This window comes from Aquipseudomonas ullengensis (assembly GCF_014174475.1).
GTDB classification, from domain to species: domain Bacteria; phylum Pseudomonadota; class Gammaproteobacteria; order Pseudomonadales; family Pseudomonadaceae; genus Aquipseudomonas; species Aquipseudomonas ullengensis.
Genome location: NZ_JACJUD010000003.1, coordinates 124,279 through 149,621, shown reverse-complemented (window position 1 = coordinate 149,621; position 25,343 = coordinate 124,279). Strand labels below are relative to the sequence as shown.

Here is a 25,343-nt window from a genome sequence, read left to right as displayed (position 1 = left end):
AGCTGCCGTTGCAACTGAATTGAGCGTAGCCGACGGCAGCTGGACGATTCGGCCAGCACACGCGCACACCGCCAGCGCGAGCTTCAGCTCTCAGCGTAGAAGGTGTTTGCGGGATATCACGCGCAGGCAGCAAGGGCAGCAGCGGGCGCCGGTTGAGTCAAGCCGGCAAGGGTAAGCCCGACCCGACGCCCCTGCAGCGCCGGGCATGGCAAACAGCCTGGGCCTACGCGCGGTTCGCCGCATTCGCCCTAGCAAACCATCCGCGACCTACAGACTTGGCGGGGGAGTAATGCCCAGGCTATCCCTCGGCAGAACCTGCGCTAACGAGCCGCTCACGGCCCACTGCGTTCGTAGGCCCCCATGTCGCTCACGGCGATGCCATCACCATCGCCATCGCGCGGCCGAGTCACGCCGCGCTGGTCATGGCTATTGACCGTCCGCTGTGTCGCATCAATGGCCGGGCTGGCGCGGCGCAACGCATGGGTGGCGGTGTAGCCGCCGTTGTTCGCCAGCGGGTAGAGCACCTTGGTCCAGGTCAGCGCATCGTCGACCCAAAAATCGCTCGTGCAATTGCCCTGATCGGTGCCGAGCAGCAGGGCAAGTGCCGCGAAGCCCCCTGCGTTACTGCAATTGGCCGGCACGCCATTGAGCTGGTTGCCGGCAATTACGCTACTGCTGACCCGCAACGTGCCCATATTGCTCACGCCCAGGCCGCTGTTACCGGCGACGGTCACCGATATCAACCGGGTGCGCACCCTGCGGTCATTGGTGAAACCCTGAATACCGCTGGCAATCACCCCATTGGTGGTGATGCCGGGATTGCCGCTGATGGTGCTGTTGATCAGGAGCAGGTCGCCCTCCTCGCGATTGGCAATCGCGCTACCACCCCCGCCATACAGCGGCACCCCGGCCGTGTTGGCGACAAAGGTACTGCGCGTGACCTCCGCCTTGCCGGTGTTGTACAGCGCGCCGCCCTGGCCATAGTCGGCGTCGGTATCGGTCACGCTGTTGCCACGGAAGGTGGTGTCGCTCACCCACAGCGCGGCAACGTTGTAGATCGCCCCGCCACGGCCGAAGAAGCCTTCGTCGCCATTGGAGTTGTTGCCCTCGAACAGCGAGCGGGAGATGGTCATGCTGTTGAAGTTGGCCAGCGCGCCGCCCTGGCCCTGGATACCGGCATCGGCGCGGTTGTTGATGAAGCTGACGTACTGGGCCAGCAGGCTGCCGTGGTTGCGCACGGCGCCGCCGTAGGTATCCGCCAAGCCCTCGCGCAGGGTCAGGCGCCGCAGCAGCAGTTCCGCCTGCGGAAGGACGTCGAACAAGCGATCACCGGAGCCCTTGATGATGGTGTCCGCCTGGCCGTGGCCGAGAATGGTCAGGCGCGGGGCGGCGATATCCAGATCGCCGCGCACGCCGGCATTCTCGTCAGGGTCGGGGTCTTCGTCGTAATTCCAGGGCGGGTCGTTCAACGTCAGCGTGTAGGTGCCCGCACTCAGGACGATGCGGGATGCGCCGGGCGTCTGGTTGGCCCGGTAGACCGTCTCGCGCAGTGAGCAGTCGGTGACGCAAGCGATATCGAAGCTGTCGGCGGTCTTGCTGACGAAGAACAGCGTTTCGGCCTGGACGAGAGGGACAAACAGGGTGGCGGCGAGCGTGGCGAGGGTACGGAATCCGGACATGGTGCTTCTCCTTGAAGGATGTAGGTCCTTGACGGAGAAAGCGCGGCTTCCGGCAGTGAGCGCCGCAGGGCAACTGCCGGGCCTGCATGACTGAGGCAGGGTAACCGATACGCCGCCAACAACAGCGCCCGTCGGTCAGTCACTGCGCCGCGGCCCTGGTCGTGCAAAGCGCGGCGCAGACACATCCGCCGCCACCGGGCGGCGCGGGGATCAGGGCACCAGCAGGGCTTTTGCCACCGCAGCCCGCGCGCTGCGGCCGACCAGTTGCTCGATCAGGGTCAGGGCGAACTCCATGGCACTGGCCGGGCCCTGGCTGGTGATGCAGTTGCCGTCGACCACCACCGGCGCATCGACGAAGGTGCAACCGGACAGGCGGTCGCTGAACGCCGGGTAGCAGGTCATCCGCCGTTGCTTGAGTACACCGTAAGCCTGCAGGGCCACCGCCGGCGCCGCGCAGATGGCGGCGAACAGCTTGCCGGCCTTGGCCTGGGCCACCACCTTTTCCGCCAACGGGGCGTGCTCGGCCAGGTGCTCGGCGCCCGGCATGCCGCCGGGCAGCACGATCAGGTCGAAATCCTGGGCCAGCACATCGACCAGCATGGTGTCGGCGGTGATCCGCGTACCCCGGGCGCAGGTGAACATGCGCCGGCTCTCGATACTGGCCACCACCACTTCCAGCTCGGCGCGGCGCAGCACGTCGATCAGGGTCACGGTTTCGATATCTTCCACGCCATCGGCGACGGCGATCAGGACTCGGGCTGTCATGGTTGGCTCCTTGCGAACGAAACTGATGCTGTCCGTCCGGTCATAAATTCACCGCTCGGAGGTGAGCTGGTATGATGCGCGCCTTTTTCCGGACCCGGCACAATTCTGCACTCGATTTCCTCCGAGCCTGCAGCCTTTGTGCTTTGCTTTCGCGCAGTCCGCAAGCCATGCCGCACTAGCCTCACGGGGAATCCACCATGCTGGAAAAGTTGTTCCAACTCAAGGCACACAACACCTCGGTGCGCACCGAGATACTTGCCGGTATCACCACCTTCCTGACGATGGCCTACATCCTCTTCGTCAACCCGGCAATCCTCGGCGAGACCGGCATGGACAAGGGCGCGATCTTCGTCGCCACCTGTCTGGCCGCGGCCATCGGCTCGGCGCTGATGGGCCTGATCGCCAACTACCCGATCGCCCTGGCGCCGGGCATGGGCCTCAACGCCTTCTTCACCTACACCGTGGTCCTGCACATGGGCCACACCTGGCAGGTCGCCCTCGGCGCGGTGTTCATCTCCGCCACGCTGTTCTTCCTGCTGTCGATCTTCCGCATCCGCGAGTGGATCGTGAACAGCATTCCGCTGCCGCTGCGCTCGGCGATTGCCGCTGGTATCGGCCTGTTCCTCGCGTTGATCGCCCTGAAGGAAGCCGGCCTGGTGGTCGCCAACCCGGCCACCCTGGTCGGCCTCGGTGACCTGCACGCGCCGGGCCCGCTGCTGGCCATCCTCGGTTTCTTCCTGATCGTTGCCCTGGAAGCCCGTCGCGTCACTGGCGCGGTGATGATCGGCATTCTGGTAGTGACCGCCATCGCCATCGCCCTGGGCGTGACCCAGTTCGGCGGCATCGTCTCCATGCCACCTTCGATCGCGCCGACCTTCCTGCAACTGGACATCATGGGCGCGCTCGACGTGGGCATGATCAGCGTGATCTTCGCCTTCCTGTTCGTCGACCTGTTCGACAACACCGGCACCCTGATCGGCGTGGCCAAACGCGCCGGGCTGATGAGCAAAGAAGGCCACCTGCCGAAGATGGGCCGTGCCCTGATCGCCGACAGCGCTGCCGCCATGGGTGGTTCGCTGCTGGGCACCAGCACCACCACCAGCTACATCGAGTCCGCCTCGGGCGTAGCTGCCGGTGGCCGTACCGGCCTGACCGCCATCGTGGTGGCGATTCTGTTCCTCCTGGCGCTGTTCTTCGCCCCGCTGGCGGGTACCGTTCCGGCCTTCGCCACCGCGCCGGCGCTGCTGTTCGTCGCCGTGCTGATGACCTCCGGCCTGGCCGAGATCGACTGGGATGACATCACCGTCGCCGCGCCGGTGGTGATCACCGCCCTGGCCATGCCGCTGACCTTCTCCATCGCCAACGGCATCGCCTTCGGCTTCATCGCCTGGGTGGTGATCAAGGCCCTGGCCGGTCGCTTCAAGGACCTCAACCCGGCGCTGGTGGTACTCGCCGCGATCTTCGTCATCAAGTTCGGCTTCACCGCCGCCGCATGACCCAGGTCCGAGACGAAGCGGCCTACGCCGCCCAACTGAACGACAAGGTCGCCCGCCTGCGCGAGCTGCTGGCGCCCTTCTCTGCTCCCGAGCCCGAGGTGTTCAGCTCGCCAGGCGAGCACTACCGCCTGCGCGCCGAGTTCCGCCTGTGGCGCGAACAGGAAGAGCGGCATTACGCGATGTTCGCCGCCGGCGACAAGCACACGCCGATCCTGATCGACACCTTCCCCATCGCCAGCCAGCGCATCAACGAGTTGATGCCGCGCCTGAAGAGCGCCTGGCAGGGTAGCGCCACCCTGGCTTTCAAGCTGTTCCAGGTCGAGTTTCTCACCACCCTGGCCGGCGATGCGTTGATCACCCTGTGCTACCACCGCCCGCTGGACGCCGCCTGGCAGGCCGCGGCCGAGCAGTTGGCGGCCAGCCTGGGCGTCAGCCTGGTCGGCCGTTCGCGCGGCCAGCGCCTGGTGATCGGGCGTGATTACGTGCAAGAAGAAATGACCGTGGCCGGGCGGACCTTCCGCTATCGCCAGCCGGAAGGCGCCTTCAGCCAGCCCAACGGCCTGGTCTGCCAGCAGATGCTCAACTGGGCGGTGGATGTGCTGGGCGAGCGTGACGACGACCTGCTGGAGCTGTACTGCGGCAACGGCAACTTCACCCTGCCGCTGTCCACCCGCGTGCGCAAGGTACTGGCCACCGAGATCAGCAAGAGCTCGGTGAATGCCGCACTGGCCAACCTGGCCGACAACGGCATCGACAACATCGAGCTGGTTCGCCTGTCTGCCGAAGAGCTGACCCAGGCGCTCAATGAAGTCCGCCCGTTCCGCCGCCTGGCCGACATCGACCTGAAGTCCTACGACTTCGGCGCCGTATTCGTCGACCCGCCGCGCGCCGGCATGGACCCGGACACCTGCGAGCTGACCCGGCGCTTCGACAGCATCCTGTACATCTCCTGCAACCCGGAGACCCTGGCCGCCAATATCGCCCAGCTCAACGATACCCACCGTATCGAACGCTGCGCGCTGTTCGACCAGTTCCCCTGGACGCATCACATGGAAAGCGGCGTACTGCTGGTACGCCGCTGAGCCTCGGCTGTAGGGCGGGTGAAACCCGCGTGGCGACCCTTCGCGGGTTGCACCCGCCCTACGCGTTGCCGATGTCAGCCGCTGAGCCCATACCTGTAGGAGCCAGCTTGCTGGCGATCGACCACTGCACGGGGCCTGATCGCCAGCAAGCTGGCTCCTACACAAGCGGATCCGCGCCCACAAAAAAGCCCCGGCATGCCGGGGCTTTTTTGTTTCAGGCTGACCGTCAGTCCGCCGCAGGCGCGGCCGCCAGGGTGGTCTGCTCATGCCAGCCGCCGCCGAGGGCCTTGTACAGGTTGACCTCGCTGGTCAGCTGGTTGAGGCGGTCGCCGATCAGTTGCTGCTTGGCGCTGAACAGCTGGCGCTGGGCGTCGAGCAGGGTCAGGTAGCTGTCCACCCCGGTGCGGAAGCGGCGTTCGGCCAGACGGTAGTACTCCTCGCTGGTACCGACCAGCGCGCGCTGGGCGGTGAGCTGCTCCTCGTAGGTGGTACGCGCGGCCAGGCCATCGGCGACTTCCTGGAAGGCGGTCTGGATGGCTTTCTCGTAGCTGGCGACCTGGATGTTCTTCTGCACCTCGGCGTAGTCGAGGTTGGCCTTCAGACGACCGGCCGTGAAGATCGGCAGGTTGATCGACGGCTGGAACAGCCAGCTACCCGAACCGCCATCGAACAACCCGGACAGCTCGCTGCTGGCACTGCCGGCGTTGGCGGTCAGGCTGATATTGGGGAAGAACGCCGCACGCGCCGCACCAATGCTGGCGTTCGCCGCCTGCAGCTGATGCTCGGCCTGGACTACATCCGGGCGGCGTTGCAGCAGTTCGGATGGCAGCCCGGCCGGCACTTCGGCCAGCAGGTCGGCGTTCAGCACTTCACCCTGCGGCAGGCTCGCCGGCACGCCGTTGCCCAGCAGCAGCGCCAGGGCGTTGCGGTCCTGGGCGACCAGGCGGCTGTACTGCGCCAGGCTGACTTCGGCGCTCTGCACCGAAGTGCGCGCCTGGCTCAGCGACAGCGCATCGGCCACGCCGACATTGAAGCTGCGCTCGGTGAGGGCGTAGCTCTTGCGGTAGGTCTCCAGGGTATCGCGGGTCAGTTGCAGCAGTTGCTGGTCGGCCTGCAGGGTCAGGTAGGCATTGGCCACGCTGGCCACCAGGCTGATCTGCGTACTGCGCTGCGCCTCTTCACTGGCGAAGTAGAGCTGCAAGGCCTGCTCGTCGAGGCTGCGCAGGCGACCGAAGAAGTCGATCTCCCAGGCACTGGTGCCCAGCGTCGCGCTGTACTGGCCGCTGGTGGTGGGCTCGCCACTCGACGACAGATCGCCTGGCAGGCGCTGGCGGGTGCCATCGCCGGCCGCGGCAATGCTCGGGAACAATTCCGAGCGCTGGATGCGGTGCTGCGCGCGGTAGGCGTCGACATTCAACGCGGCGATGCGCAGGTCGCGGTTGTTGCTCAGCGCCACCTCGACCAATTGCTGCAGCGCCGGGTCGCGGAAGAATTCGCGCCAGCCCAGGGCCGCCGCCGACACGTCGGTCTGCGCAGCAGCATTGGCGGTGTAGGCCGCGCCCTGTGGCCAGGCACCATCCACCGGGGCATCCGGGCGCTGGTAATCGGGGATCATGCTGCAGCCGCCGAGCAACACGCTGGCGACGGCAAGGGACAACAGGGACTGCCTCACTGGACGGCCTCCTCTTTGATGGCATCTTTGCTGCGCTTGTCCTTGAACAACGAGCAGACCAGGACGTAGAACAGCGGCACCCAGAAGATCGCCAGGACCGTGGCCGTGAGCATGCCGCCAATCACGCCGGTACCGATGGCGTGCTGGCTGCCGGAACCGGCGCCCGTGGAGATCGCCATCGGCACCACGCCGAGGATGAACGCCAGCGAGGTCATGATGATCGGGCGCAGACGCATGCGGCAGGCCTCGATGGCCGCGTCGAACAGGCTTCTGCCCTGCTCGTGCAGCTCCTTGGCGAATTCGACGATGAGGATCGCGTTCTTCGCCGACAGGCCAATGGTGGTGAGCAGGCCGACCTGGAAGAACACGTCGTTGCTCAGGCCACGCATGCTGGTGAACAGCAGCGCACCGATGATCCCCAGTGGCACCACCAGCATCACCGAGAACGGGATCGACCAGCTCTCGTACAACGCCGCCAGGCAGAGGAACACCACCAGCAGCGACAGGGCGTACAGCGCCGGCGCCTGGGAGCCGGACAGGCGCTCCTCGTAGGACAGCCCGGTCCAGGAATAACCGACACCTGCCGGCAGTTGCTTGATGATCTCCTCGACGGCCGCCATGGCCTCGCCCGAGCTGTGCCCCGGCGCCGGTTCACCGAGAATCTCGATGGCCGGCACGCCGTTGTAGCGCGCCAGCTTCGGCGCACCGTAGACCCACTCGCCGCTGGCGAAGGCGCTGAACGGCACCATCTGCCCGTCGTCGTTGCGCACGTACCACTTGCCGAGGTCATCGGGGTTCATCCGCGCTTCCGGCACACCTTGCAGGTAGACCTTCTTCACCCGACCGCGGTCGATGAAGTCGTTGACGTAGCTGGCACCCCAGGCGATGGCCACGGTGTTGTTGATGTTGGCCAGGGACACGCCGTGGGCGCTGGCCTTCTCGTCATCGATCAACAGCTGGTACTGCGGCTCGTCGTACAGACCGTTGGCGCGCACGCGGGCCAGCACCGGGTTCTGCTTGGCCAGTTCGAGGAACTGGTCGCGGGCGGCGTTGAGGGTTTCATGGCCGACGCCGGCGCGGTCCTGCAGGAAGAAGTCGAAACCGGTGGCGTTACCCATCTCCAGCACGGCCGGCGGGGCGAAGGCGAACACCATGGCATCGCGGAAGCTGAAGAAGTGCTGCTGCGCGCGTTCGGCCAGGCTGAACACGCTGTGCTCGGCACCCGGACGCTCTTCCCAGGGCTTGAGCATGATGAAGGCCATGCCCGAGCTCTGACCGCGACCGGCGAAGTTGAAGCCGGTGACGGTGAACACCGATTTGACCGTGTCTTTCTCGTCGGCCAGCAGGTATTCGCGCATCTGGTCGACCACCGCCTGGGTGCGTTCAGCACTGGCGCCGGCCGGAGTCTGCACCTGGGCGAACAGCACGCCCTGGTCTTCCTCGGGGAGGAAGGCGGTGGGGATGCGGGTGAACATCCAGGCCATGATGGCGACGATCACCAGGTACAGCACCACGAACGGCAGGCGGCGTTTGAGGATGCCGCGCACGCTGCGCTCGTAGCCGTTGACGCTGCGCTCGAAGCCACGGTTGAACCAGCCGAAGAAGCCGCGCTTGGGCGCATGGTGGCCCTTGGCGACCGGCTTGAGCAGGGTCGCGCAGAGCGCCGGGGTGAACACCAGGGCAACCAGCACCGAGAGGGCCATGGCCGACACGATGGTGATCGAGAACTGCCGGTAGATCACCCCCGTGGAACCGCCGAAGAAGGCCATCGGCAGGAACACCGCCGACAGCACCAGGGCGATACCGATCAGCGCTCCCTGGATCTGGCCCATGGACTTGCGCGTGGCTTCCAGCGGCGACAGGCCTTCTTCGGCCATCACCCGCTCGACGTTCTCCACCACCACGATGGCGTCATCCACCAGCAGGCCGATGGCCAGGACCATGGCGAACATGGTCAGGGTGTTGATGGTGAAGCCGAAGGCAGCCAGCACGCCAAAGGTGCCAAGCAATACCACCGGCACCGCCAGGGTGGGAATGATGGTGGCGCGGAAGTTCTGCAGGAACAGGAACATCACCAGGAACACCAGCACGATGGCTTCGCCCAGGGTGTGCACCACGCCTTCGATGGAGGCCGAGACCACCGGGGTGGTGTCGTAGGGGAACACCACTTTCATCCCGGCGGGGAAGAACGGCTGCAGCTCATCGATGGTCGCGCGCAGGGCACGGGCGGTGTCCAGGGCGTTGGCGCCGGTGGCCAGCTTGACCGCCAGGCCGGATGCCGGGTTGCCGTTGTACTGCGCGCTGATGGCGTAGTTCTCGCCGCCCAGCTCGATCTTGGCGACATCGCTGAGGCGCACTTGCGAGCCGTCACGGCTGACCTTGAGCAGGATCGCGCCGAACTGCTCGGGCGTCTGCAGGCGGGTCTTGCCGATGATGGTGGCGTTCAGCTGGGTGCCCGGCGAAGCCGGCAGACCGCCGAGCTGGCCGGAGGAAATCTGTACGTTCTGCGCCTGGATCGCGGTCTTCACGTCCACCGGCGTCAGCTGGTAGTTGAGCAGCTTGGCCGGATCGAGCCAGATGCGCATGGCGTACTGCGAGCCGAACACCTGGAAGTCGCCGACACCCTTGGTGCGCGAAATGGCGTCCTGCATGTTGGAGACGATGTAGTTGGACAGGTCGTTCTTGTCCATCGATCCGTCTTCGGAAACCACGCCGATCACCAGCAGGAAGTTCTTCACTGCCTTGGTCACGCGGATGCCCTGCTGCTGCACTTCCTGCGGCAACAAGGGAGTGGCCAGCTGCAGTTTGTTCTGCACCTGGACCTGGGCAATGTCCGGGTTGGTGCCCTGCTCGAAGGTGGCGGTGACGGTCATGCTGCCGTCGGAGTTGCTCTCCGAGGACAGGTAGCGCAGGCCGTCGATGCCATTCATCTGCTGCTCGATGACCTGCACCACGGTGTCCTGCACGGTCTGCGCGGAAGCGCCCGGGTAGGTAACCTGGATGGCGATGGCCGGTGCGGCGATGCTCGGGTATTGGTTGATCGGGAGTTTGAGGATGGACAGGCCACCCGCCAGCATGATCACCAGGGCGATTACCCAGGCGAAGATCGGCCGGTCGATGAAGAACTTCGACATCTGTCGCTCCTTAAGGGCGCTTGGCCAGGTCGGAACCTGAGGCGCGCTCGCTGGCGACATTGGTCGCCGGCGCCACGGTCACTTCGACGCCCGGATGGACGAACTGCAGGCCCTCGGTGATCAGACGATCACCCGGCTGCAGGCCTTCGCTGACCAGCCAGCGGTTGCCCTGGGTGCGTTCGGCCTGAACCTTGCGCAGCTCGACCTTGTTGTCGGCGCCCACCACCAGCGCGGTGGCCTGGCCCTTGAGGTCACGGGTGATGCCCTGCTGCGGCGCGAGAATCGCCTGGCGGTTGACCCCGGAGCTGAGCTGCGCGTGAACGAACATGCCCGGCAGCAGGTTGTGTTGCGGGTTGGGGAATACCGCACGCAGGACCACCGAACCGGTGCCCTCGTCCACCGAGACTTCGGAGAACTCCAGGGTGCCGTCGTGCTCGTAGGTGCTGCCGTCTTCCAGGGTCAGCTGGACCTTGGCAGCGTTCTCGCCGGCCTTCTGCAACTGGCCGCTGGCCAGTTCGCGGCGCAGGCGCAGCAGGTCCTTGGTCGGCTGGGTGACGTCGACATAGATCGGGTCGAGCTGCTGGATGGTGGCCATCGCCAGCACCTGGCCGTTGCTCACCAGCGCACCCTCGGTCACCAGCGAGCGACCGACGCGACCGGAGATCGGCGCCATCACCTTGGTGTAGCGCAGGTCGATGCGTGCACGCTCCAGCGCCGCTTCGGCCTGCAGGCGCGCGGCCTGGGCCTCGTCATAGGCCTGCTTGCTCACGGCCTGGTCGGCGACCAGATCCTTGTAGCGCTCGGCCAGCGACTGGGTCGAGGCCAGCGTGGCCTGGGCGCTCTTGTAGGTCGACTGATAGACGGACGAGTCGATCTGGTACAGCTGCTGCCCGGCCTTGACCTCGGAACCCTCGGTGAACAGGCGCTTCTGGATGATCCCATCGACCTGCGGACGCACTTCGGCGATGCGGTAGGCCGTGGTGCGCCCCGGCAGCTCGGCGGTCAGGGTGAACGGTTCGGCTTGCAGGGTGACAACGCCTACTTGCGGCGCATGGGCGGCGGCCGGAGCCTCGCCCTCTTTGCAGCCCGCGAGGGTGAGCGTGGCCAGCGCGATAGCGGAAACCATAGCGGCGAAGGCTGGCTTCTTGTGCATCTGAAACGACCTCATAAGGGAATAGACCTTCCGCCGCGCGAGGCACCGGAAGGGGAACAGGAATTGGATTGTTTAGGCTGCTAACGAATATACTTACGTACGTGAATGTTTGTAAATGATTCTTCTCACCAGCCTGTGAAATTTTGTGTCGCGCCGCGGCGCTGCCTTTCACCGCGCCTGAACCGCCACCGAGAGCCCCTGCGCATGGTCCGACGTACCAAAGAAGAAGCCGAAGAAACCCGCCTGCAGATACTCGATGCAGCCGAGCGGATTTTTCATGACAAGGGCGTCTCGCGCACCGCACTGGCGGATATCGCCACTGCCGCCGGGGTCAGCCGGGGTGCCATCTACTGGCACTTCCAGAACAAGGTCGAACTGTTCCAGGCGCTAATCGATCGCCTGCGCCTACCGCTGGAGGACCTGGCCCAGGCCAGTGAAAGCGACGTCGAACCCAACCCGCTGGGGCGCCTGCGCGAACTGCTGATCCGTGTGCTCCAGCGCGTGGAACAGGACCCACAGTGCCGGCGCGTCAGCGAGATCCTGCAGCACAAGTGCGAATACACCGACGACCTCGGCGACCTGCGCCAGAAGATGCAGACCTTCCACCTGGAGTGCGACCAGCGCATCGAGAAGTCGCTGCGCAATGCGGTCAACAAAGGCCAGCTGCCGGCCACGCTGAACTGCCAGCGTGCCGCCTTCAGCCTGCACGCCTATATCGATGGCCTGCAGGCGCACTGGCTGCTCTGCCCGCAACAGCACAGCCTGGCCGAACAGGCGGAAAGCCTGGTGGACGCCCTGCTCGACATGCTGCGCAGCAGCCCGGCGCTGCGCGACGCCTGATTACCGCCACGGCGTTTGTAGGAGCGAGCTCTGCTCGCGAAGCATGTGCGCCGCCGGGTTCGCGAGCAGAGCTCGCTCCTACAGGGGCGGTGCTGCGTGCCGGAATATCAGCACCGCACTCTGTAACGCGTAGGGCGGGTGAAACCCGCGTTGCCGCCACCGCGGGTTGCACCCGCCCTACGATGACAAAACGGGCTCACCTGGCGCACGCGCTAACTCCCCTCGCCCCTCCGGGGAGAGGGGCTGGGGGTGAGGGGAAATCGCTACCACGCGGCCTACCTGAACGTCCGCCCCTCACCCTAACCCTCTCCCCAGAGGGGCGAGGGGATAAAAGCAAAACCGCGCCGCCACGGCCCTGGAGCAAACCCGGCGCCGAGTGGTGACTGATTAGCCACGGCTTTTGTAGGAGCGAGCTCTGCTCGCGAAGCATGTGCGCCGCCGGGTTCGCGAGCAGAGCTCGCTCCTACAGGGGCGGTGCAGCGTGCCTGAATATCAGCACCTCACCCTGTAACGCGTAGGGCGGGTGAAACCCGCGTTGCCACCACCGCGGGTTGCACCCGCCCTACGATGACAAAACGGGCTCACCTGGCGCACGCGCTAACTCCCCTCCCCCTCCGGGGAGAGGGGCTGGGGGTGAGGGGAAATCGCTACCACGCGGCCTACCTGAACGTCCGACCCTCACCCTAACCCTCTCCCCAGAGGGGCGAGGGGATAAAAGCAAAACTTCCACTCGGCGGCGCCCGACACCACTGTGACGCAGGAGCGTCACGGGATCGGCTCCCACGCAGAGCGCGGGAGCCATCGGCTCTGATGGCTCCCGCCACGTTTTTTTTGTAGGAGCGAGCTCTGCTCGCGAAGTGTTTGCGCTGCTGGGTTCGCGAGCAGAGCTCGCTCCTACAGGCCTGCGCTTACAGCTCCAGCTTGTAGCCCACGCCATAGATCGAATGCACCAGCTCCTGCCCCGGCGCGGCCTGTTCCAGTTTGCGCCGCAGGTTCTTCACGTGGCTGTCCACGGTGCGGTCGGTAACCACGCGGTGGTCGCTGTATAGCCGGTCCATCAGTTGATCACGGGAAAACACCCGCCCCGGCGCGCCGGCCAGGCAGGCGAGCAGGCGGAACTCCACCGGTGTCAGGTCCAGGTCGGCACCGTTGAAACTGGCCTGGTAGCGCTCGGCATCCAGTTGCAGGCCGGTTTCCGCCTGGCGTGGTCGGCGGCGCAGGATGGCCCGTGCCCGCGCCACCACTTCACGCGGGCTGAACGGCTTGCAGATGTAGTCGTCGGCGCCCAGGTCAAGGCCAAGCAGGCGATCAACCTCCTCCACCCGCGCGGTGATCAGGATGATCGGCACCTCGCTGAAAGCCCGCAGATCGCGGCAGATCGCCAGGCCGTCGCGGCCCGGCAGCATGATGTCGAGCAGGATCAGATCCGGCTCGGCCGCACGCACCGCCGGTTCCACGGCCAGGCCGCTGTCCAGGCAATCGACCTGGTGCCCGGCCGCCTGCAGGTAGTCGCGCAGCAGCGCGGCCAGCTTGGGTTCGTCTTCCACCACCAGGATGCGCGCCGGAGGTAGTTCGTCGTTGTGCAACATCACGCCCCCTCCTGCGGCAGGCTGAGGTGCAGCCACAGGCCGCCCAGTGGCGAAGGCCGCGCCTCGAGGGTGCCGCCATGGGCCTCGGCGATACTGCGGCAGATTGCCAACCCCAGGCCCGAGCCGCCACTGGCGCGGCCGCGCGAGGCCTCGCCACGGAAGAAGCGCTCGAACAGCTTGGCCAGGTCGGCCTCGGCCACGCCGGGCGCCGAGTCGAGCCAGTCCAGGCTGACTCGCTCGCCATCGCCCTGCAGACGGATGCGCAGGCGCCCGCCGGCTTCGGTGTAGCGCAGGCTGTTTTCCAGCAGGTTGCCCAGCAGCTGGCGCAGGCGCCCGTCATCGGCCAGCACCGGCAACGGCGCGGCAGGCAACTGCAGTTCCAGCACCAGGCCTCTCTCCTGGCAACGTTCGGTAGCGCCGGCCAGGGCCTGCTCCAGCAGCTCGACCAGGTCCACCCGCTGCTTGCGGTAGGTCAGCGCGCCGACATCGGCCAGCGACAGTTCATAGAGGTCATCGACCAGCTTGCTCAGTTGGCCCACTTCATCCTGGAGCGAACGCAGCGACTCGCCGTCAAGCTTGCGCACGCCATCTTCCAGCGCCTCCAGCTCGCCGCGCAGCACGGCCAGCGGGGTGCGCAGTTCGTGGGAAATATCCGCCATGAAGTCGCGGCGCATGCGTTCGTTGCGCTCCAGGGTATGCGCCAACTGGTTGAAGTCACGGGCCAGCTGGCCGACCTCATCGTCACTGGCGACCATCACCCGCTCGGCATAATCGCCGGCGGCCAGGCGGTGGGTGGCCTCGGCCACCTGGCGCACCGGAGCGAGCAGGCGCCGGGTCGCCCAGCCGGCAATCAGCGCCGCCAGCAGCAGCGCCAGTGCGCCGACCGCCAGGCTGGCCAGCAACTGGTTGCGCAACAGGCGCTCGCCGCCGGCCTCGGTGACGCTCTGGAACGGCGCCATGGCCAGCCAGCCGACAAGCTGGCCCTCCACCTCAATGGGCATGCGCACGGCATCGGTGCCCATCTCGATAAAACCCATGACCTTGCGCTGCTGACTGTCCAGCAGGGAGATGCGGAACACCGCGCCGGTGAGGTCGGACACCGGCAGGTCCCAGGTCATGCCCGTGCGGCTGCGAGCGTCCTGCGGGTGAATCATGCTGAACCACTCATCGCGATTGTCACGCAGGAAATCCCAGCTGCCGTGGCGCCGGTAGCCCTCGACGAAGCGCGGCAGCACGGAGGTCATGCGCTGCTCGGTCAGCTCGTTGATGTAGCCGATAAAGCCGCGACCGAAGCTCCAGCCGCCGGCCACGAACATGGCCAGGGCGACGAACAGGGCGGTGCTGAGCACGGCGAGGAAGAGTTTGCGCGACAGGCTGAGTTTCATGGCGGGCCAGAACAGTGGGCATGCCTCTATTAAGGCCGCCCGCACCGCGGGATTCAACGCCTCCCCGGCAATCTCCAAATTCTCTGCACATTTGCCCCGCAGTATCGGCTGCATAGAAAAGTCGATAGCCCGGCGTGTGCCGGATGGAGAGACAGATGCACCGCATGCCCACCACCGTACTGGCCCTGGTCATGGCCATCGCCCTCGGCGCCTGTTCCGCGCCAGACACCCCGCCCGCCGCCCGCATCAGCGAAGTCGGCACCCTGACCCTGACGCCGCAGGCGCAGACCGTCACCAGCGAACTGCCGGGGCGCACCAAGGCCTGGCTGAGCGCGGAAATTCGCCCGCAGGTCGGCGGCATCGTCAAACAGCGCCTGTTCACCGAAGGCGCCGAGGTCAAGGCCGGCGAAGCGCTGTACCGCCTCGACCCCGCGCCGTACCAGGCCACCTATGCCCAGGCCAAGGCCAGCGCCGCCGAAGCCAAGGCCAGCCTGACCTCGGCCCGCCTGAAAGCCACCCGCTACGCCGGCCTGGTGAAGATCGACGCGATCAGCCAGCAGGACAACGAAGACGCCCAGGCCAGCCTGCAAAGCGCCGAGGCGGCCTACCAGGCGGCCCAGGCCAGCGTCGACAGCGCACGCATCGACCTCGGCTACACCACCATCGTGTCGCCCATCGCCGGGCGTATCGAAACCTCCAGCGTCACCCCCGGCGCGCTGGTCACCGCCAGCCAGGACAGCGTGCTGACCACCGTGCAGCAGCTCGATCCGCTGTATGTCGACATCACCCAATCCAGCGCCGAAGTGCTGCGCCTCAAGCGCGAGCTGGCCGCCGGCACCCTCAGTGGCGCCGACCAGGACGGGGTGAAGATCGAACTGCTGCTGGAAGACGGCAGCCACTACAGCCACGCCGGGCGCCTGCAGTTCAGCGGTGCCAGCGTCTCCGAGAGCACCGGCAGCGTGACCCTGCGCGCCGTGGTGCCCAACTCGGACGGCCTGCTGCTGCCCGGCATGTATGTACGCGCCGTGCTCAGCGAAGCGGTCGACCCGCAGGCCCTACTGGTGCCGCAGCGCGCGGTGACGCGCAGCCACAGCGGCGCCACCAGCGTGCTGCTGGTGGTCAACGGCAAGGTCGAGCAGCGCCTGGTCAGCGTCGGCCGCAGCGTCGGCAACCAGTGGTGGGTGACCTCCGGGTTGAAGGCCGGCGACCAGGTGATCGTCGAGGGCGGGCAGAAAGTCCGCATCGGCGACAACGTCAGCAGCGTCGCGGTGCCGGCTGGCAATAGCCCGGCCGCCGTGGCGAGCAACTGAGGATCAGGTCATGGCACGTTTCTTCATCGACCGACCGATCTTCGCCTGGGTCATCGCCATCGTCATCATGCTCGCCGGCGGGCTGTCCATCAGCCAGTTGCCGCTGGAGCAGTACCCGGATATCGCGCCGCCCACCGTGCGTATTTCCGCCACCTACACCGGCGCCTCGGCCAAGACCATCGAAGACTCGGTGACCCAGGTGATCGAGCAGCAGATGAAAGGCCTCGACGGCCTGGTGTACATGTCTGCCAGCAGCAGCTCGGCCGGCAGCGCCAGCATCAACCTGACCTTCGCCGCCGGCACCGATGCCGACGTGGCGCAGATGCAGGTGCAGAACAAGCTGCAGCAGGCCGAATCGCGCCTGCCGCAAGCGGTGCAGACCCAGGGCATCACGGTAACCAAGGGCGGCTCCGACTTCCTGCTGATCATCGCCCTGCAGTCGGCCAACCCGAGTGTGACCAGCACCGATGTCGGCGATTTCATCGACAGCACCCTGCTCGACCAGGTCAGCCGCGTCGACGGCGTGGGCGAGGTGCAGACCCTGGGCTCGGCCTACGCCATGCGCATCTGGCTGGACCCGGCCAAGCTGGAGCAATACGCGCTGATGCCCAGCGACGTGAGCAGCGCCCTCGAAGCGCAGAACACCGAAGTCTCCGCCGGCCAGCTCGGCGCCCTGCCGGCCGTGGCCGGACAGGAACTCAACGCCACCATCAGCGCGCGCAGCAAGCTGCAGACGGTCGAGCAGTTCCGCAACATCGTCCTCAAGTCGGCCAGTGACGGCTCCCTGGTGCTGCTTGCCGACGTGGCCCGGGTCGAACTCGGCAGCGAGAGCTACGACGTGGTCACCGCCCTCAACGGCAAGCCCTCGGCAGCCATGGGCGTGACCCTCGCCACCGGCGCCAACGCCCTGGATACCGCGGCGGCCGTGAAGGCCAAGGTCGCCGAGCTGCAAGCCAACTTCCCGGTTGAGATGCAGCTGGAAACCGCCATTCCCTACGACACCACGCCGTTCGTCAGCCTCTCCATCGAGGAAGTGGTCAAGGCGCTGTTCGAGGCCATCGCCCTGGTGGTGGCGATCATGTTCCTGTTCCTGCAGAACTGGCGTGCCACGCTGATCCCGGCGATCACCGTGCCGGTGGTGCTGCTCGGCACCTTCGGCGTGCTGGCCGCGTTCGGCTACTCGATCAACACCCTGAGCATGTTCGCCATGGTTCTGGCCATCGGCCTGCTGGTGGACGACGCCATCGTGGTGGTGGAAAACGTCGAGCGGGTGATGGCCGAACAAGGCCTGTCGCCACTGGAGGCCACGCGCCAGTCGATGAACGAGATCAGCGGCGCGCTGGTCGGTATCGCCCTGGTGCTGTCGGCGGTGTTCATCCCCATGGCCTTCTTCGGCGGCTCCACGGGGGTGATCTACCGGCAGTTCTCGGTGACCGTCGTCAGCGCCATGCTGCTCTCGGTGCTGGTGGCCATGACCCTCAGCCCGGCGCTGTGCGCCACCCTGCTCAAGCCCGGCCACGGCCAGGCGCCGCAACGGGGCTTCTTCGCCTGGTTCAACCGCACCTTCGAGCGCAATGCCGCGCGCTACCAGCGTGGCGTCGGCAGCGTGCTGCGCCGCGGGCCGCGCATGCTGGTTCTTTATGCGGCCATCCTCGCGGTGCTGGCGGTGGGTTATGCACGCCTGCCCGGCTCGTTCCTGCCCGACGAGGACCAGGGCATGCTGATGGCCATGATCCAACTGCCGGTCGGCGCCACCGACGCGCGCACCCAGGCCGCCACCCAGCAGTTCGTCGACTACATCCTGGCCCAGCCGGAAGTCGATTCGCTGGTCAGCATCACCGGCATGGGCATGGGCGGCAACGCGCAGAACTCCGGCCGGGCGTTCATCAAGCTGAAGGACTGGAGCCTGCGCGCAGGCGCCGAACAGACCGGCGCGGCCATCGCCCGGCGCGCCACCATCGCCCTGTCCAACCTGCGCGATGCGAGCATCTTCGTCATGCAGCCGCCGGCCATTCGCGGCCTCGGTGAAAGCTCCGGCTTCACCCTGCAGCTCAAGGATGTCGGCGGAGTTGACCATGACGCGCTGATCGCCGCGCGCGACCAGTTCCTCGCCCTCGCCGCCCACAGCGACAAGCTGGTTGGCGTGCGCAGCACCGGCCTCGACGACACCCCGGAACTGCGCGTGGCCATCGACGACCGCAAGAGCGGCGCCTTCAGCCTGGCCACGGCCGACATCAACAGCACCCTGGGCACCGCCATGGGCGGCAGCTACGTCAACGACTTCATCCACAACGGCCGGGTGAAGAAAGTCTATGTGCAGGGCGAAGCCGCCACGCGCATGCAGGCCGAGGACATCAACCACTGGTACGTGCGCAACAGCGCCGACGAAATGGTTCCGTTCAGCGCCTTCGCCAGCAGCGCCTGGAGCTTCGGTTCGCCGCTGCTGGAGCGCTACAACGGCAACGCCTCGGTGGAGCTGGTGGGCGACCCGGCGGCCGGGGTCAGCTCCGGCGAGGCCATGAGCGAGGTGGAGAACCTGCTCGCCCAGTTGCCGGCCGGCATCGGCCATGAATGGTCGGGGCAGTCCTACCAGGAGCGCCTGTCCGGCTCCCAGGCGCCGTTGCTGTATGCGGTGTCGATCCTCTTCGTGTTCCTCTGCCTGGCAGCGCTGTACGAAAGCTGGTCGGTGCCCTTCGCGGTGATGCTGGTGGTGCCGCTGGGCATCGTCGGCGCGGTGCTGGCCACCGGCCTGGCCGGGCTCTCCAACGACGTGTACTTCCAGGTCGGCCTGCTCACCACCGTGGGCCTGGCGGCGAAGAACGCGATTCTCATCGTCGAGTTCGCCAAGCACCTGCAGGAGCAGGGCCAAGACCTGGTCAGCGCGGCGCTGGAAGCCTGCCGCCAGCGCCTGCGGCCGATCCTGATGACCTCGCTGGCGTTCATGTTCGGCGTACTGCCGCTGGCCCTCAGCAGCGGCGCCGGAGCCGGCGGACGCCAGGCCATCGGCACCGGCGTGCTGGGCGGGATGTTCAGCGCCACGCTGCTGGGCATCTTCCTGGTGCCGCTGTTCTTCGTCCTGGTCCGCCGCCTGGCGAGCAAAACCGCCACCCCAACCACAGGAGCGCAGGCATGATCGCGCTGAGCCGTTTCTTCCCGCTGCTGCCGGCCCTGCTGCTGGCCGGCTGCGTCAACCTTGCCCCGACCTATGAACAGCCGCAGGCGCCGGTGCCCAGCCAATGGACCGCCAGCGGCCTGGGCGAAACCCGCGCCGATATCGGCTGGAAGGGTTTCTTCCTCGACGCCCGCCTGCGCCAGGTGATCGAACAGGCGCTGGGCAACAACCGCGACCTGCGCGTGGCTGCCCTCAACGTCGACAAGGCGCGCGCCCAGTACCGCATCCAGCGCGCCACGCTGTTGCCGAGCGTGAGTGCCGGTGTCAGTGGCAGCCACAGCCGCACCCCGGCCAGCGTCAGCGGCGCCGACAGTGCCAGCACCAGCCACCAGTACAGTGCCGAACTGGGTTTCAGCAGCTACGAGCTGGACCTGTTCGGCCGCGTGCGCAACCTCAGCGATGCCGCCCTGGAAAGCTACCTGGCCCTGGAACAGACTCAGCGCAGCACGCAGATCAGCCTGGTGGCGGAAGTCGCCAATGCCTGGCTGACCCTGGCCGCCGACCGCGCCCTGCTGCAACTGGCCGAGGAAACCCTGGCCAGCCAGCAGGCCAGCTACTCCCTGCAGCAGCGCAGCCATGCCTTGGGCAACACTTCCGGGCTGGCCCTGGCCCAGGCGCAGAGCACGGTGGAGTCGGCACGCGGTGACGTGGCCAGCTACCAGAGCCAGATCCAGCAGGACCGCAACGCGCTCAATCTGCTGGTAGGCGACACAGTGGCCGACGCCCTGCTGCCTGCCGGGCTGGGCAGCGACAGTGCGCAGCTGCTGGAAATCCCTGCCGCCCTGCCCTCCAGCGTGCTGCAGCAGCGCCCCGATGTGCTGGCCGCCGAGCATGAGCTGAAAGCCGCCAACGCCGACATCGGCGCCGCGCGCGCGGCGTTCTTCCCCAGCATCAGCCTGACCGCTGCCGCCGGCTCCAGCAGCACCGCGCTGAACAACCTGTTCAGCGGCGGCAGCGGCGCCTGGAGCTTCGCCCCGAGCATCAGCCTGCCGCTCTTCGATGGCGGCACCAACCGGGCCAACCTGGATGTCGCCAAGAGCGACCAGGCGATCCAGCTGGCGACCTACGAGCAGACGCTGCAAAGCGCCTTCCGCGAAGTCGCCGACGCCCTCGCCGTGCGCAGCACCCTGGAGCAACGCCTGGACGCGCAACTGGCCCTGACCGACGCCACGGACAAGAGCTACCAGCTGTCCGATGCGCTCTACCGCAACGGCGCCAGCAGCTACCTGGAAGCCCTCGATGCACAACGCTCGCTGTATGCCGCCCGCCAGGACCTGATCAGCCTGCAACTGACCGAGCAGAGCAACCGCATCACCCTGTACAAGGTGCTGGGTGGCGGGTTTGCCGAGTAATGGACGGTGCCGCCGGGTGCCGATCAAGCGCCCGGCTGGCTGAGGCCCGCGAAACCGGCGCTACCACCACGGGTCGCGTCCGGCCTGCGACGGCCTTTGTAGGAGCGAGCTCTGCTCGCGAAACATTGGCGCCGCCGGGTTCGCGAGCAGAGCTCGCTCCTACAGGGGCGGTGCAGCGTGCCTGAATATCAGCACCTCACCCTGTAACGCGTAGGGCGGGTGAAACCCGCGTTGCCACCACCGCGGGTTGCGCCCGCCCTACGATGACAAACCGAGCTCACCTGGCGCACGCACTGACTCCCCTCGCCCCTCCGGGGAGAGGGGCTGGGGGTGAGGGGAAATGGCCACCACGCGGCCTACCTGAACGTCCGCCCCTCACCCTGACCCTCTCCCCAGAGGGGCTAGGGGATAAAAGCAAAACCGCGCCGCAGCCCTGGAGCAAACCCGGGGGTGGAAGCAAAGCCTCGCCCTGAGGCAAACCTCAATGCAGGGTATTGGCGCGAAACATCAGCCGCACCCGCTCGGTCGGCGCGCCGAAGTAGCGGCTGTAGATGGGCTCGATCTGTCCGCTGCGGTACAGCTCGCTGAGGGTGCTGTCGACCAGCAGGCGGAAATCCTCGTCGTCACGCGCCAGCACCAGCCCCACCGGCTCCAGGTCGAACACCCGGTCGAGCACTTGCAGGCGCTGGTCCAGGCCGCTGCTGGTCAGCCAGTTGTGCAGCAACACGCGGTCGGAGAAGAAGGCATCGGCCTGGCCCTCGACCAATAGCTGCATACCCTCCTGCAGGTTCTTCACCGGGCGCAGGCTGGCGATCACCTTGAGTTCGCGCATGCGATCACGTGCCCATTGCTCCGTACTGCTGCCGGCCAGCACCAGGAAGCGCCGGTTGGACAGCCCACGGGCAATGTTGGCCCGCCACTGCGGCGCATTGGGTACCACCTCGCCATTGAGCAACTGCACCAGGCTCGGCGGCGCCTCCCGACTCACCACCACGCCACGCCCGGCGGTATAGATCGGCAGGGAAAAGCTGACCTGGCGGCGCCGCTCGAGGGTTTCCACCGTAGCGCTGCAGAACAGATCCAGGCTGCCCTGGTGAACCGCCGCCAGCCCTTCCTCCAGGCCCATGGGCTGAAAGCGCGCCTGCACGTGCTCCAGCCCCTGCTCGCGACGCACATGCTCGACCACCTGCTGGCACAGCTCGATGGCATAGCCCTTGGCCTGACCATCCTGGGTGGCGGAAAACGGTGCCAGCTCGGCCAGGTAGCCGATATTCAGTTGCTGGCTGGCACGCACCCGCTCCAGGGTTTGCGCACCGGCCAGCAGCGGCAGCAGGGCAAGACACACCAGCAGGCGCTTCATGGCCGGCCCTCCTGTACGGGTGCATCACGGTTTTCCAGCATCCGGTCGGCAATGTAGCCAAACAACAGATAACCCACCGCCGTCACCAGCATGCCGCCGAACACCGCCTCGGTGCCGGAGGCGTACAGCGCGTAGAAGCTGTAACCCATGGCGATCAGCAGGGCGAACACGTTGCGGTTGTGCACCGAGCGCGACACCCCGGCCTTCTGCATGATGATCAGCAACGCCGACAGCGAGGTGATGTAGGGAATGATGTTGGTCACCGCCGCCAGGTTGACCAGCTTGGAGAATTGCTCCGAGGCGTTCGGCGAGATGGTCGACAGGGCCATCAGCGTCTGCAGCACAGCATTGGCGAGCAGCCCGGCCAGCGGCGCACCGAGCAGCGTGGTGCGGCTGAACAGGCGCGGGAACATGCGCTGGTCGGCAGTGACCTTGGCCGTCTGCGCCAGGGTGAACTGCCAGCCGAGCAGCGAGCCAACGCAGGCAATCACCGCCAGCGCCATGATGATGTTGCCCACCAGCGGGTTGAACATCTGCGCATAGACGTAGGCGAACGGCGCGCTGGAGCTGGCCAGCTCGGCGTTCGGCACGATGCCCTGGATCACCGTGGTCGAGAGGATGTACACCACCGCCGCACCGAAGGTACCCAGCAGGCAGGCCAGTGGCACGTTGCGCTTGGGGTTCTCCACCGCCTCGGAGTTCTGCGCCGCCGACTCCATGCCGAGGAAGGCCCACAGGGTCAGCGGAATGCTCTGCGCAATGACCTGGCTGGTGGGCAGTTCGTTGGGGTTCCAGGCTGCCTCCAGGATCGCCGGATCGAACCAGAACCAGCCGACCACCGACAATCCGGCCACAGGAATAATGACGCCCCAGACGGTCACCGAGCCAATCTGCCCGGTGACCTTGGGCCCGCCGAAGTTGGCCAGCGAGGTCAGCCAGATCAGCCCCACCGTGCCGACGAACAAGGGAATCGCGCCGCTGCCCAGCCACGGCAGGAATGGCGTGAGGTAACCGACGGCGGAGATGGCGATGGCCACGTTGCCGATGGCCAGGGACAGGAAGTACAGGTAGGAGCAGAGGAAGAACGCCGACTTGCCGTGCGCCTCCTCGGTGTAGGCGGACATGCCGCCAGGGCGCGTGCAGTACACCCCGCACTGGGCGAAGCAGTAGGCGATGGCCATCGAGCCGATCGCCGTGATGACCCAGGATAACAGCGACACCGCGCCCAACTGGGCCATGCTCGACGGCAGCAGGATGATCCCCGAGCCCATCATGTTCACCGCCACCAGGGTGGTGAGCCCCATCAGACTCATCTTCTTCGCCGCCATTAAAAACTCCTTGTTGACCAGGACAGCTGCTGTCACCGCTCAAGGGTAGTGCCTGGCAGAGCCTCCTGCCGGCTTAATCGGGGCGATCCAGGCGGCGCAGCACGAACAGCGCGAGGCCGGCGGAAACCAACTCGAAGAGCATGGCGCTGAGGTTGAAGGTCTGCTGCAGGCCACCGTCCAGCCACAGCCCGCCAAGGCGCGCGACAAACAGGCTGGCATACAGCAGCACCAGCAGCGCCAGGGCGCCACGCAACCACTCCTGGCGCACCAGCGCCAGTACCAGGTACAGCCCCAGGCCGAGCTGCAGGCCGCCGTAATAGGCGCGCACATCGGTGATCGCCGCGGGTTCCATCAACAGCATGCCGCTGAGGTTGGCCATTTCCTGCGGGCGAATGAAATAGGCCAGGCCGAAGCCGACGAGAATCAGGGCCTGCACGATAAGCAGGATGCGGGCAGACAGCATGGTGAGCTCCTCAAAGGTCGCAGCGAGCATAGCAGGCCACTGGTTGCACCCGGTTACAGTCGCGGCCTGGGGCCGGAATGAGGCGAGGGCTATCCTGCGCAGGTCATTACTGGAGACCCCACCATGCGCACTCTGCTGCTTGCCGCCACCCTCTTCACCACCGCCGCCCAGGCCGCTGGCCCGGTGATGGACGTTTACCGCGACCCCAACTGCGGCTGCTGCAAAGCCTGGATCAGCCACCTGCAAAGCAACGGCATCCAGGTCAACGACCACGTCGAGAGCGACATGAGCGCACTCAAGCAACGCCTCGGCGTGCCACCACGCCTGGCGTCTTGCCACACCGGAGTGATCAACGGCCAGTTCGTCGAAGGCCATGTACCGGCTGCCGATGTGCTCAAGCTGGGCGCCCAGCCCGATCTGCTTGGCCTCGCTGTACCCGGCATGCCGGCCGGCTCACCAGGGATGGAAATGGGCAGCCGCCAGGACGCCTACCAGGTCATCGGCCTGGAGCGCGACGGTGACGAACGCGTGGTCGCCCACTACCCCGACTGATCGCGCAGAACTGATTGCCCAGCCACTGACCGCCGGTATGGCGCCAATGCCGTGTAGGGACGACACTCTCTAGCTCGTCATAAAGGAGAACGGTGATGCGCTGGGAACGGGCAAGACGCAGTGACAACGTGGTGGACGCACGCGGCAGCGGTGGCAATCGCGGCATGCGCTTTGGCGGTGGCAAGGGCCTGAGCCTGGGCGGCATTGCCGTGGTGGTGGTGATCGGCCTGCTGATGGGCCAGGACCCGCTGACGATTCTCGGCAACATCGCCGGCCAGGCCGTGCAGCCGGGCGGCATGGAGCAACAGCAGCAGGCCGCCCCGGCCGCCAACGACCCGCAGAGTGAATTCGTGCGCGCCGTGCTCGGCGATACCGAAGACACCTGGCGCACGCTCTTCCAGAGTGCCGGCAAGCAGTACCAGGACCCGAAACTGGTGCTGTTCAGCGGTGGGGTCAATTCGGCCTGCGGCTTTGCCGATTCCGCCGTCGGCCCGTTCTATTGCCCCGGCGATCGCCAGGTCTATCTCGACCTGGGCTTCTTCCGTGAACTGGAAACCCGCTTCGCCGCCGCTGGCGACTTCGCCCAGGCCTATGTGATCGCCCACGAGATCGGCCACCACGTGCAGACCCTGCTCGGCGTCTCGGCCAAGGTCAGCGCGGCCCGCCAGCGCGGCGAGAAACTCGAAGGCGACAACGGCCTGCTGGTGCGCCAGGAATTGCAGGCCGACTGCCTGGCCGGCGTCTGGGCATACCATGCGCAGAAGCGTCTGGACTGGCTGGAGGCTGGCGATGTGGAGGAAGCCCTCAACGCCGCCAATGCCATCGGCGATGACCGCCTGCAGAAACAAAGCCGCGGCCAGGTGATGCCCGACTCCTTCACCCACGGCACCTCGGCGCAGCGCGTGCGCTGGTTCAAGACCGGCTTCGACAACGGCGAACCGGGCCGTTGCGATACCTTCAAGGCCGCAAAACTGTAGGACGTTTACAACCCGCGCTAGTCGGTACGCGGGC

General features: G+C 66.5%; 18 protein-coding genes. 8 read left to right on the top strand and 10 right to left on the bottom strand.

Annotated features, from left to right (window positions below):
• Nucleotides 1-332: 332 nt before the first annotated feature.
• Together H3H51_RS10025 and H3H51_RS10020 are read right to left on the bottom strand one after the other, a co-directional pair.
• Complete coding sequence (locus H3H51_RS10025) at nucleotides 333-1,679, bottom strand: choice-of-anchor Q domain-containing protein (RefSeq protein WP_183088908.1); 1,347 nt, start codon at nucleotides 1,677-1,679, stop codon at nucleotides 333-335.
• A gap of 210 nt (nucleotides 1,680-1,889) precedes the next feature.
• Nucleotides 1,890-2,444: a DJ-1 family glyoxalase III gene (locus tag H3H51_RS10020; protein ID WP_183088907.1), complete on the bottom strand. Its 555-nt coding sequence runs from the start codon at nucleotides 2,442-2,444 to the stop codon at nucleotides 1,890-1,892.
• 197 nt (nucleotides 2,445-2,641) lie between these two features.
• Here H3H51_RS10020 and H3H51_RS10015 point away from each other — a divergent pair, with 197 nt between their 5' ends.
• On the top strand, nucleotides 2,642-3,940 hold the full coding sequence (locus tag H3H51_RS10015) for an NCS2 family permease (protein WP_183088906.1): 1,299 nt from the start codon (nucleotides 2,642-2,644) through the stop codon (nucleotides 3,938-3,940).
• Nucleotides 3,937-5,022, top strand: a complete 1,086-nt coding sequence (gene trmA, locus H3H51_RS10010; RefSeq protein WP_183088905.1) for a tRNA (uridine(54)-C5)-methyltransferase TrmA — start codon at nucleotides 3,937-3,939, stop codon at nucleotides 5,020-5,022. The genes H3H51_RS10015 and trmA overlap by 4 nt, the downstream gene beginning before the upstream one ends.
• Nucleotides 5,023-5,248: 226 nt before the next feature.
• On the opposite strand, the gene adeC is transcribed toward trmA, so the two are convergent.
• Genes adeC through H3H51_RS09995 form a run of 3 tightly spaced genes read right to left on the bottom strand, consistent with a single transcriptional unit; the run spans nucleotide 5,249 to nucleotide 10,981 of the window.
• Entirely contained in the window at nucleotides 5,249-6,694 is a 1,446-nt protein-coding gene (gene adeC, locus H3H51_RS10005; protein ID WP_183088904.1) for an AdeC/AdeK/OprM family multidrug efflux complex outer membrane factor, read from the bottom strand.
• On the bottom strand, nucleotides 6,691-9,828 hold the full coding sequence (locus H3H51_RS10000) for an efflux RND transporter permease subunit (protein WP_183088903.1): 3,138 nt from the start codon (nucleotides 9,826-9,828) through the stop codon (nucleotides 6,691-6,693). The genes adeC and H3H51_RS10000 overlap by 4 nt, the downstream gene beginning before the upstream one ends.
• 10 nt (nucleotides 9,829-9,838) lie before the next feature.
• Nucleotides 9,839-10,981 (bottom strand): efflux RND transporter periplasmic adaptor subunit, encoded by a 1,143-nt coding sequence (locus tag H3H51_RS09995; RefSeq protein ID WP_183088902.1) that lies wholly within the window; start codon nucleotides 10,979-10,981, stop codon nucleotides 9,839-9,841.
• A gap of 204 nt (nucleotides 10,982-11,185) precedes the next feature.
• On the opposite strand from H3H51_RS09995, the gene H3H51_RS09990 reads away from it, so the two are divergent.
• Nucleotides 11,186-11,821: a TetR family transcriptional regulator gene (locus H3H51_RS09990; RefSeq protein WP_183088901.1), complete on the top strand. Its 636-nt coding sequence runs from the start codon at nucleotides 11,186-11,188 to the stop codon at nucleotides 11,819-11,821.
• Nucleotides 11,822-12,729: 908 nt separating this feature from the next.
• Here the strand turns inward: H3H51_RS09990 and H3H51_RS09985 are convergent.
• Together H3H51_RS09985 and H3H51_RS09980 are read right to left on the bottom strand one after the other, a co-directional pair.
• Nucleotides 12,730-13,410 (bottom strand): response regulator, encoded by a 681-nt coding sequence (locus tag H3H51_RS09985; RefSeq protein ID WP_183088900.1) that lies wholly within the window; start codon nucleotides 13,408-13,410, stop codon nucleotides 12,730-12,732.
• Nucleotides 13,410-14,795: an ATP-binding protein gene (locus H3H51_RS09980; RefSeq protein WP_183088899.1), complete on the bottom strand. Its 1,386-nt coding sequence runs from the start codon at nucleotides 14,793-14,795 to the stop codon at nucleotides 13,410-13,412. Before H3H51_RS09980 ends, H3H51_RS09985 begins: the two co-directional genes overlap by 1 nt.
• A 155-nt stretch (nucleotides 14,796-14,950) precedes the next feature.
• Between H3H51_RS09980 and H3H51_RS09975 the strand changes: the two genes are divergently transcribed.
• The 3 genes from H3H51_RS09975 to H3H51_RS09965 are packed head-to-tail and all read left to right on the top strand — an operon-like array spanning nucleotide 14,951 to nucleotide 20,629.
• On the top strand, nucleotides 14,951-16,105 hold the full coding sequence (locus H3H51_RS09975; RefSeq protein WP_235981341.1) for an efflux RND transporter periplasmic adaptor subunit: 1,155 nt from the start codon (nucleotides 14,951-14,953) through the stop codon (nucleotides 16,103-16,105).
• A gap of 10 nt (nucleotides 16,106-16,115) precedes the next feature.
• Nucleotides 16,116-19,238 carry an efflux RND transporter permease subunit gene (locus H3H51_RS09970; RefSeq protein ID WP_183088897.1) on the top strand — a complete coding sequence of 1,041 codons (3,123 nt, stop codon included), beginning with the start codon at nucleotides 16,116-16,118 and terminating at the stop codon, nucleotides 19,236-19,238.
• Nucleotides 19,235-20,629 carry an efflux transporter outer membrane subunit gene (locus H3H51_RS09965; RefSeq protein WP_183088896.1) on the top strand — a complete coding sequence of 465 codons (1,395 nt, stop codon included), beginning with the start codon at nucleotides 19,235-19,237 and terminating at the stop codon, nucleotides 20,627-20,629. The genes H3H51_RS09970 and H3H51_RS09965 overlap by 4 nt, the downstream gene beginning before the upstream one ends.
• A 481-nt stretch (nucleotides 20,630-21,110) precedes the next feature.
• On the opposite strand, the gene H3H51_RS09960 is transcribed toward H3H51_RS09965, so the two are convergent.
• The 3 genes from H3H51_RS09960 to H3H51_RS09950 all read right to left on the bottom strand — a co-directional run bounded on the left by H3H51_RS09960 (nucleotide 21,111) and on the right by H3H51_RS09950 (nucleotide 23,780).
• Nucleotides 21,111-21,989 (bottom strand): amino acid ABC transporter substrate-binding protein, encoded by an 879-nt coding sequence (locus H3H51_RS09960; RefSeq protein ID WP_183088895.1) that lies wholly within the window; start codon nucleotides 21,987-21,989, stop codon nucleotides 21,111-21,113.
• Complete coding sequence (gene potE / locus H3H51_RS09955; RefSeq protein ID WP_183088894.1) at nucleotides 21,986-23,317, bottom strand: putrescine-ornithine antiporter; 1,332 nt, start codon at nucleotides 23,315-23,317, stop codon at nucleotides 21,986-21,988. Before potE ends, H3H51_RS09960 begins: the two co-directional genes overlap by 4 nt.
• A gap of 73 nt (nucleotides 23,318-23,390) precedes the next feature.
• Nucleotides 23,391-23,780 carry a DUF4345 family protein gene (locus H3H51_RS09950; protein WP_183088893.1) on the bottom strand — a complete coding sequence of 130 codons (390 nt, stop codon included), beginning with the start codon at nucleotides 23,778-23,780 and terminating at the stop codon, nucleotides 23,391-23,393.
• A gap of 123 nt (nucleotides 23,781-23,903) precedes the next feature.
• On the opposite strand from H3H51_RS09950, the gene H3H51_RS09945 reads away from it, so the two are divergent.
• Nucleotides 23,904-24,332, top strand: coding sequence for a DUF411 domain-containing protein (locus H3H51_RS09945; RefSeq protein WP_183088892.1), 429 nt, complete (start codon nucleotides 23,904-23,906; stop codon nucleotides 24,330-24,332).
• 95 nt (nucleotides 24,333-24,427) lie between these two features.
• Nucleotides 24,428-25,309 carry a KPN_02809 family neutral zinc metallopeptidase gene (ypfJ, locus tag H3H51_RS09940; protein WP_183088891.1) on the top strand — a complete coding sequence of 294 codons (882 nt, stop codon included), beginning with the start codon at nucleotides 24,428-24,430 and terminating at the stop codon, nucleotides 25,307-25,309.
• The last annotated feature ends 34 nt before the right edge of the window (nucleotides 25,310-25,343 follow it).

Bases quoted from the DNA above. Each gene is read 5' to 3' on its own strand.
- H3H51_RS09985 (WP_183088900.1), bottom strand. From the start codon at position 13,410: ATGTTGCACAACGACGAACTACCTCCGGCGCGCATCCTGGTGGTGGAA.
- H3H51_RS09995 (WP_183088902.1), bottom strand. From the start codon at position 10,981: ATGCACAAGAAGCCAGCCTTCGCCGCTATGGTTTCCGCTATCGCGCTG.
- ypfJ (WP_183088891.1), top strand. From the start codon at position 24,428: ATGCGCTGGGAACGGGCAAGACGCAGTGACAACGTGGTGGACGCACGC.
- H3H51_RS10025 (WP_183088908.1), bottom strand. From the start codon at position 1,679: ATGTCCGGATTCCGTACCCTCGCCACGCTCGCCGCCACCCTGTTTGTC.
- H3H51_RS09945 (WP_183088892.1), top strand. From the start codon at position 23,904: ATGCGCACTCTGCTGCTTGCCGCCACCCTCTTCACCACCGCCGCCCAG.
- H3H51_RS10015 (WP_183088906.1), top strand. From the start codon at position 2,642: ATGCTGGAAAAGTTGTTCCAACTCAAGGCACACAACACCTCGGTGCGC.
- H3H51_RS09975 (WP_235981341.1), top strand. From the start codon at position 14,951: ATGCACCGCATGCCCACCACCGTACTGGCCCTGGTCATGGCCATCGCC.
- H3H51_RS09950 (WP_183088893.1), bottom strand. From the start codon at position 23,780: ATGCTGTCTGCCCGCATCCTGCTTATCGTGCAGGCCCTGATTCTCGTC.
- H3H51_RS09990 (WP_183088901.1), top strand. From the start codon at position 11,186: ATGGTCCGACGTACCAAAGAAGAAGCCGAAGAAACCCGCCTGCAGATA.
- H3H51_RS09965 (WP_183088896.1), top strand. From the start codon at position 19,235: ATGATCGCGCTGAGCCGTTTCTTCCCGCTGCTGCCGGCCCTGCTGCTG.
- trmA (WP_183088905.1), top strand. From the start codon at position 3,937: ATGACCCAGGTCCGAGACGAAGCGGCCTACGCCGCCCAACTGAACGAC.
- potE (WP_183088894.1), bottom strand. From the start codon at position 23,317: ATGGCGGCGAAGAAGATGAGTCTGATGGGGCTCACCACCCTGGTGGCG.
- H3H51_RS09970 (WP_183088897.1), top strand. From the start codon at position 16,116: ATGGCACGTTTCTTCATCGACCGACCGATCTTCGCCTGGGTCATCGCC.
- H3H51_RS10020 (WP_183088907.1), bottom strand. From the start codon at position 2,444: ATGACAGCCCGAGTCCTGATCGCCGTCGCCGATGGCGTGGAAGATATC.
- H3H51_RS09980 (WP_183088899.1), bottom strand. From the start codon at position 14,795: ATGAAACTCAGCCTGTCGCGCAAACTCTTCCTCGCCGTGCTCAGCACC.
- H3H51_RS09960 (WP_183088895.1), bottom strand. From the start codon at position 21,989: ATGAAGCGCCTGCTGGTGTGTCTTGCCCTGCTGCCGCTGCTGGCCGGT.
- H3H51_RS10000 (WP_183088903.1), bottom strand. From the start codon at position 9,828: ATGTCGAAGTTCTTCATCGACCGGCCGATCTTCGCCTGGGTAATCGCC.